Below are 13312 nucleotides of genomic sequence, written 5' to 3'. Positions count from 1 at the left end.
CCCCTGCTCCCTCATCCCCCTCATCCCCTTCATCCCCCACTCCCCACTTCACTCCTGTTCCACTTTTAGAGTGTAATCGCGCTTGGCCTCAGGATTAAATGTACCCACCCAAATCCGATACGTGCCACTTTTCCAATTGCGATCGCTAACGCTAGCATCTTTACTTTTACCAGTGTCATCGCCGCAACGAATCGTAGTTTGGTCTGGCCCTTGGATCAGCAAAGTGGTGTCATTGCCTTTGCTATCAACTTGTATTGTCATCTGGGGAAAGTCCTTTTCCAAAACCATAATATGATCTGGATTGGGATCGGCAAAACCGATACAGGCTTTTTGATCGCGATCGCGGTTACTTATAGCAGACAATGAGTAAGAACCACCTGTAAACCCCTGCACTGTTCCTGGTGCTGGATTAGAGTTTGTTGACAAGGTGAAAGTACCAAAATTTGCTGTCTCTGCTATTACAGGGGTAGATGTGATGGCGGCAAGTATAGCCAACAACCAACCGCCGCTAAAGTTAAGTCGGGGGCGACAGTATTTCATAGTAGCCCTCCAACAGGCTGTTAGATTAGTAATGATATATACATATTCTACTGAAAAAATTCCAGTAAAATTTCAGTTGGTTGTGCCACATTAAAATGTGCCACAATCGAATGTTTTTCAAGCAAGCAGATAATTGCTAGGCTATCTCATGATATAAACAGCAGCTACTATTCCCCGACTGATGTTTTAGAGGTAATTACTTCTGTTGGACGCAGGGTCTTTTCTCCTAAAGAAAACCCTCGACGGACGATTTTAGTAATTGTTTGGTCTGGCATATCATTTCTGACTTCACGATCAACAACACGGCATAAATTAAAATCTGGCTGTGTACTTTGCAGCTCTATAGGTAAAATTTGGCGCTTTTTTAGTACACTCAGAAACTTACGATTAACCGCTCCTACAGATTGGGGTAAACGCTGGATAAATTCTGGGCTGGGGTCGGGATTCTGTTCTAGATAATCTAGCAAGGCTTCTAGTGCATCACCAATTTCTAGCACTTCTAAGAATAAATCTTCTGTATCTGCTGCGGCTTGGCTTTGCTGTTCTCGCAAAGACTGTTGTAGTAAAACATTTTCCTTTTGGAGGTTGCCAAATTTTTGTATGGTTAAGTCGCGCTTCTCTTTACTGAGAATAAAATTAAACATGAGAAACCTCTTTTGATAACATTGGTAAAGTTTTATTTGCCCAAGTTTGTACTTGCGGGTGGGTATGGTTACTCAAAAGCTGACAAAGCGCGATCGCTCTTTCTAACTGTCCAACTATTTTATAGACTTTAATCAGGCACATTTGGGCTTGAATGTAATCTTTACTATTCCGGTCTTTACAGCCTTGGCAGTAGCCTTCGAGGTATTTTACCGCTTTGGGGTAACGTTCCTCTTTACAAGCTATAATGCCCTCAGTGAATAACTCTGATAGGGTTATACGTAAAGGCGATCGCTCTAGGCGTTCTTCTTGAGTAGATTTAGCGATCGCTTGCTCTAATCCATCAAATTCTGGTAATAATATCAGTTTAGGTGTTTGTTGAAGCAAAGGCGATAAATCACTATATTTGAAGCCCTTAATCGTAGGCAGTATCGGACGCAAATAATCGGCTATGATGCGTTCTTCTGGTTTTAGTAAACTTTTTTGAGCTTTAGCAATGATGTCCACAGGATGTTTTTTGTGCTTCATTGCCACTGCTACAGATTTTGCAATTTCAGCTTTGGATGCTGATGGGGATATACCCAGAATGTTATAAGGATTATATTCCATTAGATACTTTTTTAATTAACGAATTTTCAGGCTGTGGTAAATTTCTTGAAAAGCAGGTTCGTCTGGACAAAGTTGATAAGCCCAACGACCTAATTGCTGAATTAAATCAAAAGATAAATCGCGGTTTTGGATACCTTTAAGCAAGGTTTTAATAAAAAAGTCAGCGACATAGTAACGAATAGAGTCATGTTGTGAGTATTTGGCACGATGAACGGCTTCATCAAAGCTATCGCACTTCATCAGATTTTTAATATCCTTTAGTTCTTGACTAAATTCGTAAACTTCTTGGACATTTGGATCATCTGGACAGAGTTCATAAGCCCAATAGCCTAATTGATAAATATCTTCAAATCCTAAATCCCGATTTTGGAAACCCTTGACTAATATTTTTATGCAAATGTCTGACACAATATTACGTATACGTTGATGCTGAGATTCTTTAGCACATTGGACAGCTTCTTGAAATTTACTATTTTTTAATAAATTATCAATTAATTCTACTTCTTGGTTAAATTCAATTCTTTGAATTAAGTCGATTACAATAGGATTTTGATTATCAATTTGTTTAATTTTTTGTAGTTCTCTCAACGCTATTGCTAATGAAATTTGTTCATTAGCAATTTGTTCGCGTATTTGTTCTGCCTTATACTCAGCTAGATAACTTCTAGCATCTCGGCTTTTTAAAAGGTCATACCAAAACTGGGCAAACTGTAAATGCTCTTGAAATTCTGATATTGCTTGACGTTGCAATCCACAAAGTCTGTCTATTTCTTGTTGCCAATCCTGACTAGCTTGAATTTCTGGCTTTGCTTGCTTTAGAGGAATAATTGCCTCTCGCCATTTTTGTTGCTGTAGCTGATAGTAACCTTCATGATAAGCGACAAATTTCTGAGCAAATGCTGCGATATCAGACTTATCTGTGGTTGAAGGTTTAAGTTGAATTGCTCTTTGATAATCTCCTTCTAAACAAGCAGCCATAGCCAATCCCCAATTTGTATAAAGGGAATTTAAGATTTTTTGGTTAGCATCTATCCTATTGTCGAAAATCCTTTGCCATTGAGGAAGGTAATGCTGATAATAACCAGGTGTAATAAATACATCTTTTATTTTCATTCCCGACTTTGACGGCTCACCCATGAGGTTTAGACATACTACTTCTAATCGATAGCGATCGCGCAAATTCAAATACTCAAGAATATTTGTATCTTTTAGAGCATCTATTGCTGTTGCTATTCGACGTTTTAATTCTAAAGATACTGAGGCAAATTCTACAGGTTTATTTTCTAGCCAAGGCACATCTTGAAGGCTAGGATCTTCAGTTAAATTTGCCAAAGCTGTTGATAATGAAAATATCAAATTCGCCAGCTTTATCGGGTAAATTTGAGCAAGATAATAATTTGCTACTGCCAAATTATGTAATGTAGTAATATTAGGCTGTGAAATCCAAGCTTCTTCAACTTTATCGGCAATAATTCTCCAGTCTTTACCTTTCCATAGTTCTGCTTCTAAACGTGGCTGGATATGTTCGTTGAGATTTTGTTCGACTAACGGATCGGAACCAAATTTTTGGAGAAATTGTGTACTTTCTGTTTTAGCCTTCTCCCAATTTTCAGCCGCTACCAAATGCTCAATATTCTGTAGCCTTAGCAAGCGTTGACGTTGGGAAAGATTTTTGAGAATCTCTCTTTGCTTGGCAATATTAGGAGTAGATAACCCAAGCCATTCTTTATAAGCTACTTGTAAATCTTCTTGTTGGGCGTAGGTAAATCCCCGCAAGTAAGCAGCTTGTTCTCCAGGTATAGCTTCTAGGTGAGTTAGTGCAGTTGCCCATTCTTGAGTTTTAATTGCCACAAGTGCTAACCGAATTTGGGAGTCTGTAGAGTTAGGCAAGAGCAATTTAGCATTTTTATAAAGAGATGCAGCCGCTTTAAAATCACCCGCTTTTTCTGCTGCTAGTCCTTGGCGAAACTGTTCTCTTCCTTTAAATGTTTTTTGTAGCTTTTGGAGTAAATCAAGTCCGTCAGAGCGAGAAAATTTAGCCAGGGCATTTTTTAAAAGTGCGATCGCTCCCTGTAATCTTCCTTCACTTTCAGCTTGTTGCACCTTTTCAAAAGCAGCTTCATAAATTTCTTCTTGTTGGACTTGAACAACACTTGCTGCGATCGCCTGTCGTAGAGACTCCGTAGAATAAAGCTTTTCAGCCTCTCGGTAAACTGCGATCGCATTTTTATAAAACCGATTTTCTGCCTGAGACTGTGCCTTTGTCACTAAATTCAAAAACTGCTGTCGCCGTTGCAATTCTTTTTGGCACTGTTTGATTACCCGCGATATGCGATCATCGTGAATAATTTTGGTACAGCGCTGATAAATGGTGATCGCACTTGCAAGTGCTTGCGTTTCTAAAGGATCGCCCCTATCTTGCTTGAGAAAGGTTTTGGCATTAGCAGCTAGTTTATCCACTTCCGCCACTTGATAGCGCCACTGCTTTAGTTGCTGAGTAAGATTGTCTAACAGCTTACCCAGCAGCAATTGACAAATCAAACGCTCCCAAGAACCCGGTTTTTTAGACCAGACAGCGAGAGCTTTTTCTGCAATAATTACTGCTTCTCGCAGCTGTTTGTTTTGGGCTAATTGTGCTGCTTTTTCGCTGGCTTTTTTAGTCTGTGGTGCTTGCTTCCAAGCATCAACAATACCCACTCCCAGCAAAGTTTTACTTAAGGTGTTCAAGCTATCAAAGATGCTCGTCAAGTGCCCTCCTTGCAGTTGGGGATTTTTAACACTTCCCCTACATCTATATAGTCTTTCCGTCCTTTGAGTTTGGGATTGGCTTTAACCATTACTTGCCAAGAGGTTCCCTCACCACAAAATTTTTGGGCGATCGCGCTGAGGCGATCTCCCGATTTGACAGTATAGGTAATTGGTTTTGGCGGTTCCTTAGCTGTCACAGGGGCATGAACTGGTAGTTTTAGGCGATCGCTACTAACTGGATTGGAGGAAGAAACAGTTAATGTGTGTAACTGTGGTTGCAGGAAGATAAAACTACCTATTACACCCAACCCAATCCCGATAACGAGCAGGAGTAAAGCAACTCCTAGTTGCCATTTGGTAATTTTTAATTGTCGCAGAGGGTTTTCCACCTGCGGTAATTCTTTGAGCATCCGAATTACAGAAAGGTCGGTATCACAGTTAGGACAAGTGTCACCTTCAATTTCTTGGTAATCACACACAGGACAGTTCAGCTTAATCTTCATCGCGTTAGTCCTGTGACAATGCTGTTCTTGGGTAACTCCTGATTTAGCCAACGCTGGATATCTGGTTGCAATTCACTCCACAAGCGATTGGCTTCCTGTCCATCATCACTTTTCATAGCGGCAAGCATCCGAGAAAGTTTGTCAGACATGGCATTTGCTTGAGTCGGTGCAACCGCGTGGGCTTGACGGATTGCTAAAAAACAAGCTTGAATAACATGGACTTCATCAGGTAGATTGTCAAGTTCTCGTCTTGCATCTTCACTCTTAGACTCCATCTTGGAGAAGTTATTGGTGTTAATGGCATCTTCCAATTCTTGACTGAGCTTTTGCAATCGTTCCTGCTGTGGTTGGGGAATTATGGAGCCGCAAAGTTTAACTATGCGATCGCATTTATCGATTAGGTACTCAGCTTCTAGGCGTTCCTTAGACATGGATACTTGGAATTTTTTCAAGTTTGCACTAGCGCGATCGCGTAAATCGCTGCGTTCCTCTCCGGTCTTTGGATCAATAATTTCGTTACTTAATTGCACTACTGGTAACGCTAACTTCAGCGCTTCTTCCACACCGAGAGGAGTTAGGTTTTGGTCATTGAGTTCTGCGATCGTTTCCTCTAATTCCTTATATATTTTCTCGTCTGAGCGTCCCCGCGAAAAGGTGCAACTTACCCTGTCGGAAGGGTCATTTTTTAATGTGGCAGTCATCCCTAGACCATTATTTTTTTCATCTAACTCCAAGTTGACTAAAACTTCCGTCCCGCATGGATAGGATTGGTTTAAACCCAACCAAATGTCTCCAATACTGTCATCTTCATATATCCCATCCAAATCTTGCCTTACTTGATCAGGGCTGAAAAATTGAAAGTGAATCAACCGTTGTCCATCAGCAGCAATTTTAAAAGTGTGGGATTTAGTCACTGGTAAGATATCACCCCTCTGAATTACTTGATAGTTGCCATCCACCAGCTTGATAAAATAATCACGAGAAACTGTTGTTACTTTCTCTGTTAGTCCAGCTGCGACAATTGCTGCACCCTCAGCCACCGCATACATCGGACGGGGATGCACCACTACTTTATCAGTTCCAAAAGCTTCTTTAACTTTGCGTTGGACTACAGGAATTTGGCAAGAACCGCCAACCAATAACACTACATCTACCATCTCTAAGTGATATTCAGCATCTTGTAGTGCTTGGCGGCAAATTTGAATCGATCGCTCTACCAAATCAAAAATTATTTCCTCAAATTGCTCGCGGTTGATTTCTACTTCAATGGGAATAGCAATACCCAATTCATCTAATAATTGAGTCGCAGGAGCAATGCAAGATACTGTAGCAGTGCTTAGTTCAACTTTGGCGCGTTCTACTGCTAACTTCAAATCGGCATTAAATCGTACCCGTTGATAATGGGGCATTTTGGCAATCAAGCCATCAATATCAGCAATTCTTTCTTGCTGGGCAAATTGTTGTTTAACAAACTTGATGATCCGAGAGTCAATGTCATCTCCTCCCAACCATAAATCTCCAGCTTTTCCCAGTTCAATAAATGAAGTTCCTGCTGCTTGAATCACCGAAGCATCAAAAGTACCACCACCAAAATCAAAGACTAAAATCGTTTTAAAATCTTCCTCAGTTGGAGAAAAACCGTAAGATATGGCCGCGGCTGTGGGTTCCGGTAGTAATTCTAAAGGAGTAATTCCAGCTTTAAGTGCAGCTGTGCGGGTAGCATGGCGTTGTTTATCGTTGAAGTAAGCGGGGACGGTAATAACTGCTTGATCTATAACTTCGCCTGTTTTACCAATTCCTTGGCGATAAGTTTGGGCATTTTGCACAACTTTTTTGAGAATTTCAGCAGAAATATCCTCTGGCTGATATTCTTTACCTCCTAGCCAAACTGCAATACCGTTGTCTGTTCCCTGACTCGGTTCAGCAATTTTGTAACCAAATTCCGACATTTGTTTTTGTACGGCTGGATCGCCAAAACCTCTCCCTATTAGGCGCTTGATGGAAACAACCACATTTTCAGGATTAGCCCTGAGTTGGTTGTAAGCTTGATCTCCTACCAAAAATTTATTTTGCTCACAAGCAACGAGCGATCGCGTCAGTTTCCTGTCTGGAGGCGTATTATCGTTAGCTGTCACCACTTCCACTTCTGCTAACTTAAAAGCGGCGACAGAATTAGTCGTCCCTAAATCAATGCCAATTGCCTTGCCCATTACCGATCGCTACCTGAGTATTGTGTAAATTATTTGTGATGTATTTGATACTCACTGCTCCATCGAATCTAAATTTCTAAGCCAGCAGCCAGTACCTATCCAAAGATTACAAATACAAATAGCAAATGCTACAGAAAATCTACGTAAATATCATGGGACAAGAAAATGCAGAAGGTCAAAGAATGTTTAACCTTCTGCACTTGAGCTTTTCTGAAAATCTCACGAGTTATTGAGTTGGAAGAAAACGCCACCTTTGAGCGCTCCTGTGTCAGTTCCATAACTACTGACTGTAAGCGATCGCAGACTATTAAAAAACGGTTTCCCTAAAACTTCCACTAGTTTGAGAATCGGTACTTGACCCTCTAACAAATTCTGGCTTTTTGTCCAGTCAAGATATATATAGCCTTGATTTGGTAAGGGAATTGCAGCAATACTATCTTTGAAATTGGGATTGTCAATTAACGAATTATCCTTGGCTGTGAGGATTTCATCCATCGTTTCTAAGTCAGAGGTGAAAATTTCGTAATTTCCTAAAGTTGTATGCAATCCTCGTACTTTTGTTTCAATACTGAAGGATGTTCCCTCTTTAACATCGCTTTTTTTTGTAGCCGTAGTTAACTCTGTCCAAGCAGAGATTTTTTGCTTGGACAGAGTTAGGGGATTAATACTGAGTCCATTGGATGAAGCGATCGCATCTAATCGAGCAATACCTTTTTCCACACTCTCGGATTTTTCCACCGCAAAAATCCAATGAGGGGTTGTTTGCTCTTTCCCAGGTAACAATGCTATGGCATATTCTCCTTGTACCCAGCTAAAAATATCCTCTGGAAAGTTTATACCCCAGCGTTTTTGAACATCCGCCAAAGGTTTTGCTAACCGAGAAACTACATCTTCCTCAGAACCATATATAGTAGCTGTGGCTTGTCTCCAGAGTTTGGCTAAATCACTGTTACCCAAATTACTTAAATTTGAGCCAGAAATTGCCAAACCTGCCGACGCTGGAACATATTGCAATGCTCCTACAGGTTTAGATAGTGGTGAAGATGGGGAAACAATTTCCGATGAAGTTAAAAAACTGGTTTCTGCTAGCAAACCTTTAGGGTTCAACACCAGGGAAATAATTTCGCTGTTATATGTTTGTTCTGCCAATTCTAAACCTTGCCATTTTGCTACGATTGGAAGATTTAAGAAAGCTACAGCTAAACCCCCTTTGGGTAGTTGTTTTGTCGCTTTTTGGTATTCAGGGGAGCTAGTCAAATTCAGATCGGGCGCTTGGACATTATTGATGGCGTCTCGCAACACCTTCGGATCGTTGGCAAACAACACAAAGCCTTCACCAACAACAGCACCAGCTAGAGAATTTTGGATTTTGGATTTTGGATTTTGGATTTTATTTTCTGTACTTACTTCTTGATTGTCATAAATCAGCTTCACGCCTTTGTATTGTTCAACAGCTAAGTTTGCTCCACCTAACGCCCGTTTGGAAAACAAAAACTCGACAAACTCGCGGCTTTTTTCCGGTTGCTTGGTTGCTAGTGCCAACAAATACCCTGGCTGCTGTCCGTTTTCTCGATCGCGATCAATATCTAAGGTGGTGATAGCTAAGGTAATTTCGTCCCCTAACCAGGGTTGAACGTCTTCTTTGTAATCTATGCCACTTTTGGCGAATAAACTCGTTTTGAGTTTAGATAGTTCTCCTTCACGCTCCAACGCCTGCAACCGATCAGGATTCGTCAGCAATGAAAGCATTACAGGGGACAGTTTCGACACGAATATGGCTGCATTAGGCTGTCCGGTAGAAGCAGTGACGTTAGCCGGATTTTTGGCGAAAAACCAGTAAAAACTAGCGATCGCAATTACTAGCAGTGCGATCGCACCAGCTACGATAAAACCAATAAATGAGCGTTGCCTATTCACATTTAACCTTTAAAAAGACGGTTTACAGCCATTTAAGCAGAAAGCCTACCAGAATCTATCAGCCTTCTTGAGAATGGATACTCATGCAAAGACAGAGATTTTCTGTCACCATAAATAGGATTACGGCTGTTTATAGGGAATTCTTTTAGTTAACCCATGAACCAGATTAGTGTACAAGAACTGGCACAACGTCTTTCTTCTGGTGATGCAAGTATTCAGCTAGTAGATGTACGCGAACCACAAGAATTAGAAATTGCTAGCATTGAAGGCTTTATCAACCTACCCTTGAGTCAATTTCCCGAATGGGGAGATCAAGTCCCTACCCTCTTCAATCCCCAAGCTGAAACCCTTGTACTATGCCACCACGGCATCCGTTCTGCCCAGATGTGCCAGTGGTTAATTGCTCAAGGTTTTACAAATGTGCAAAATATTTCCGGTGGTATTGATGCTTATTCCGTCTTAGTAGACCATTCAATTCCCCAGTATTAGCTTGTGTTTAGATGCATTACTCAGATGGAAGTTATTCTTCCATCTGGCTTTTGCTATGCTAAAAATAGCAGTACATAAAAACTTAGGGGCTAGCCAGGAAAGCTGGCAACTTTTTCCAGTGGCTAAATATTTAATTTACGAAACTTTTCGACCCCAATCTTAGCTGCGATCGCCGCAAAAATACGTATACAATAATACTTTTATAAGTGTAGAATTATGCAAAAATAGACCAGAAAAGGATGTTGTAAATTGAAACTCTCAACTATTACTGCAAAGATCCGTTCAGAGAATGTTGTACGTAAACCTTAAGATTAATGATCAAAATATAATTGTATAATTTGTTATCTTAATAAATTATTAATATTCTTAGTTTTCAATCAAATCCAGAAATTTTTCCAGACTTTGATTAAAATTTGCCGCCAAGCATTACACACCCTATGGAAGTCCACTTAACAAATCGACAACAGCATATACTTTGGGCAACGGTACGTCACTACATTGCTACGGCAGAGCCTGTTGGTTCAAAAGCTTTGGTCGAGGAGTACGACCTGGGTGTAAGTTCAGCCACAATTCGCAATGTGATGGGCGTTTTAGAAAAGTCGGGATTACTCTACCAACCACACGCCTCTGCTGGACGAGTGCCTTCAGATTCAGGCTATCGCATTTATGTTGACCAGCTAATTACACCTTCTGAAACTTTAGGACGAGAAGTAGAGGTGGCATTGCAAAAGCGCCTCCAGTGGGAAGATTGGAGTTTAGAAACCCTACTGCAAGGAGCCGCACAAATTTTAGCAACCTTGAGTGGTTGCATTAGCTTGATTACTATGCCGCAAACTACCACAGCACTATTGCGACATCTGCAATTAGTGCAAGTTGAAGCGGGGCGGATCATGTTAATTGTAGTTACCGATAGTTATGAGACACATTCCAAGTTGATGGATTTGTCCCCAATACCAGAGGAAACACAACGGGATTCAGAGGTAATTGATCGCGAGTTACAAATTGTTTCTAACTTTTTGAATACCCACCTGCGGGGGCGAAGCTTGTTGGAATTAGCCAACCTCAACTGGAGCGAACTAGATCAGGAATTCCAACGCTACGGGGAATTTTTGAAACATTCAGTTGCCGAATTGACTCGTCGCACTCATGCACCGACTGCAACCCAAATTATGGTTCGGGGTGTGTCAGAAGTTTTGCGTCAGCCAGAATTTTCCCAGTTACAGCAGGTACAAACAATTATCCACCTGCTGGAAGAAGAACAAGACCAACTATGGCGATTAATATTTGAGGAACCAGAGCTTGAGGATATGGGTAAGTCAAAAGTAACGGTTCGTATTGGCGCAGAAAATCTTTTAGAACCGATACGCACCTGCACCTTGATTTCTTCCACCTATCGCCGAGGTTCAATACCAGTAGGAAGTGTAGGAGTTTTGGGGCCAACGCGTCTAGATTATGAAAGTGCGATCGCAGTAGTAGCATCTGCTGCTGATTACCTCTCAGAAGCTTTCAGTTATTTCAATCCCTAATAGAGACAACCTGCTACGGGTTTAGACAAAAGAACAATACCATAGCAGGTAGATCAGCCGAATTTATAGTGGCAAAATCAATAATTAATACCTTTTAACTCTTTCATGGTTAGAAAAATTGCCTTTGGCTTGCTGTGGCTGGGATTCACTACCTATGCTTTTTTCCTCGCTCCTCCTGAGCAACCTGGTACATTCGAGTTAATTAAAAATCTTTCTACTGGCCAGTGGCAAGGCGTTAACCCATTAGTTGTAGCACTATTCAACCTCATGGGCATCTGGCCTCTCATCTACAGTGCAGTAGTATTTATTGATGGTAGAGGACAAAAAATACCTGCTTGGCTATTTGCTACTGCCTCTTTTGGAGTCGGGGCATTTGCTTTATTACCCTATTTAGCCCTAAGAGAACCAAATCATAAGTTTGTTGGTAAAAAGAATGCCTTGCTCAAGCTGCTAGATTCTCGTGTGACTGGGGTTATCTTGACGGTAGCCACGGTTCTTCTAGTTACATACGGTTTAACAGGAGGAGATTGGGGTAATTTTGTGCAACAGTGGCAAACTAACCGCTTCATCAATGTCATGAGTTTAGACTTCTGTCTACTTTGCCTATTATTTCCAGCTTTGCTAAGGGATGATATGGCGCGTCGTGGTTGGAAAAATCCACAGATGTTCTGGTTAATAGCGTTGATACCTCTATTCGGGCCATTGATTTATTTGTGTGTGCGTCCACCTCTACCAGAAGTGGGTGTAGAAGCAATACCAAGTCAGCAGCCAGCTGCAAATTAAAGCAATTTTTAATTCGTAATTTCAAAGACAGTTTCAGTTGGGGTCTAAATCCTCAACTGAAACAAAAATCACGTATAGATTTACTACTATTTTTAAGCAAGCTCAGGGCAGCGTTCTACAAAAAGGGGGATTTAGAGGCAAAAAATCCGAATTATAAATTAGTAATTATGTTAAATGCACACCAGATGATGAATAGAAAAGTTGCATTGTGGTTACTATGGGTTGGATTTATCGCTTATATTTTACTGTTAGCACCGCCCCTGCATTTACAAGAAACCCTAACCCTGTTGAAAAATATATTTACCCTTCAGTGGTTTACGATAAATCCAATTATCCTTTCCTTGTTTTCTTTAGTGGGCATCTGGCTACTAATTTACAGTGGTTTGTTGTTCATTGATGCCAGAATGCAACGGATTCCTTTTTGGCCTTTTGCCTTGGCATCAGTAGCATCAGGAGTGCTTGGTCTGTTACCATATTTGGCTTTGCGTGAACCAAATCAAGAATTTTCTGGGCAAAAGGATGCTTTTTTAGAGCTGCTAGATTCTCGTTTTTTTGGGATTGTTTTGAGTTTAAGCACTGTTGGCTTACTCGCCTATGCCTTTGTCTTAGGTAACTGGGGAGATTTTGTGCAGCAGTTCCAAGGTGATCGCTTTATTAATGGCATGAGCTTGGCATTTTGCCTTTTCTGTCTTTTATTCCCCACAATCCTTGGCGATGATATCGCTCGTCGCCACTGGAATAATCCCCAGGTGTTTTGGATACTAGCCTTTGTCCCACTACTGGGCCCACTTGTTTATCTTTGCTTGCGCCCATCCCTACCATCAACTATTCGTCAAGAATCGTTGATACCTAATCGGTAATAGATTTCTTCTATTTATCACCGAAGTTCAATGCCAAGAGGAAGTATGAGAATTTTGGGGGCAACGCACTTAGATGAGAAAACTGCGTAGGGTAGCCCGTCGTAGATATCGCTCTCATCGCTACTGTTGATTATGTAAAACCTCCCTTTTTTCAGTGAGGTGAGGATTTTCCACTTTGGGTGCGTAAATCCCAAGAGAAAATTCTTTCTCAAAGTACTTTACAAAACGCAATAAATTCTTTAAGATGTATAACAGGTAGTTAAAGCTACCTAATTCATTCACAAATAATCGCATTTATAAAACAATGACGACAACCTTACAACGTCGCGAAAGCGCCAACGTATGGGATCGGTTTTGCGAGTGGATCACCAGCACCAACAACCGTATTTATATCGGTTGGTTCGGCGTAGTAATGATCCCCACCCTGCTAGCCGCTACCGCTTGCTTCGTAATCGCCTTCATCGCTGCACCTCCAGTAGACATCG

The 13312-nt window shown here is 41.0% G+C and carries 11 protein-coding genes and 1 pseudogene; 5 read left to right on the top strand and 7 right to left on the bottom strand.

Annotation, left to right across the window (positions count from 1 at the left end; genetic code table 11):
• Nucleotides 1-48: 48 nt before the first annotated feature.
• From LC608_RS28575 to LC608_RS28545, 7 genes are all read right to left on the bottom strand, one after another.
• A complete protein-coding gene (locus tag LC608_RS28575; RefSeq protein ID WP_229556800.1) occupies nucleotides 49-540 on the bottom strand; it encodes a hypothetical protein in 492 nt (163 codons plus the stop codon).
• A gap of 167 nt (nucleotides 541-707) precedes the next feature.
• A complete protein-coding gene (locus LC608_RS28570) occupies nucleotides 708-1184 on the bottom strand; it encodes a nucleotide exchange factor GrpE (protein ID WP_229556799.1) in 477 nt (158 codons plus the stop codon).
• Entirely contained in the window at nucleotides 1177-1791 is a 615-nt protein-coding gene (locus LC608_RS28565) for a molecular chaperone DnaJ (protein WP_229556798.1), read from the bottom strand. Before LC608_RS28565 ends, LC608_RS28570 begins: the two co-directional genes overlap by 8 nt.
• Before the next feature lie 15 nt (nucleotides 1792-1806).
• Nucleotides 1807-4539 carry a peptidase M, neutral zinc metallopeptidase site gene (locus LC608_RS28560; RefSeq protein WP_229556797.1) on the bottom strand — a complete coding sequence of 911 codons (2733 nt, stop codon included), beginning with the start codon at nucleotides 4537-4539 and terminating at the stop codon, nucleotides 1807-1809.
• Complete coding sequence (locus LC608_RS28555) at nucleotides 4536-5042, bottom strand: LysM peptidoglycan-binding domain-containing protein (RefSeq protein WP_229556796.1); 507 nt, start codon at nucleotides 5040-5042, stop codon at nucleotides 4536-4538. Before LC608_RS28555 ends, LC608_RS28560 begins: the two co-directional genes overlap by 4 nt.
• On the bottom strand, nucleotides 5039-7252 hold the full coding sequence (locus tag LC608_RS28550) for an Hsp70 family protein (RefSeq protein WP_229556795.1): 2214 nt from the start codon (nucleotides 7250-7252) through the stop codon (nucleotides 5039-5041). Before LC608_RS28550 ends, LC608_RS28555 begins: the two co-directional genes overlap by 4 nt.
• Nucleotides 7253-7471: 219 nt before the next feature.
• Complete coding sequence (locus tag LC608_RS28545; protein WP_229556794.1) at nucleotides 7472-9169, bottom strand: DUF3352 domain-containing protein; 1698 nt, start codon at nucleotides 9167-9169, stop codon at nucleotides 7472-7474.
• Nucleotides 9170-9325: 156 nt separating this feature from the next.
• Here LC608_RS28545 and LC608_RS28540 point away from each other — a divergent pair, with 156 nt between their 5' ends.
• From LC608_RS28540 to LC608_RS28520, 5 genes and pseudogenes are all read left to right on the top strand, one after another.
• Nucleotides 9326-9658: a rhodanese-like domain-containing protein gene (locus LC608_RS28540; RefSeq protein WP_229556793.1), complete on the top strand. Its 333-nt coding sequence runs from the start codon at nucleotides 9326-9328 to the stop codon at nucleotides 9656-9658.
• Nucleotides 9659-10095: 437 nt separating this feature from the next.
• Nucleotides 10096-11184, top strand: a complete 1089-nt coding sequence (hrcA, locus tag LC608_RS28535) for a heat-inducible transcriptional repressor HrcA (RefSeq protein ID WP_229556792.1) — start codon at nucleotides 10096-10098, stop codon at nucleotides 11182-11184.
• Nucleotides 11185-11289: 105 nt separating this feature from the next.
• Nucleotides 11290-11967, top strand: a complete 678-nt coding sequence (locus LC608_RS28530; protein WP_229556791.1) for a DUF2834 domain-containing protein — start codon at nucleotides 11290-11292, stop codon at nucleotides 11965-11967.
• Nucleotides 11968-12155: 188 nt separating this feature from the next.
• Nucleotides 12156-12827, top strand: coding sequence for a hypothetical protein (locus LC608_RS28525; RefSeq protein WP_229556849.1), 672 nt, complete (start codon nucleotides 12156-12158; stop codon nucleotides 12825-12827).
• A 304-nt stretch (nucleotides 12828-13131) separates the two neighbouring features.
• A pseudogene (locus LC608_RS28520) lies at nucleotides 13132-13312 on the top strand (photosystem II q(b) protein); the annotation flags it as partial.

This window comes from Nostoc sp. XA010, from assembly GCF_020829625.1.
GTDB lineage: Bacteria > Cyanobacteriota > Cyanobacteriia > Cyanobacteriales > Nostocaceae > Nostoc.
Note: the sequence above shows the minus strand (reverse complement) of the source record. Positions and strands in the feature narration are given on the sequence as shown.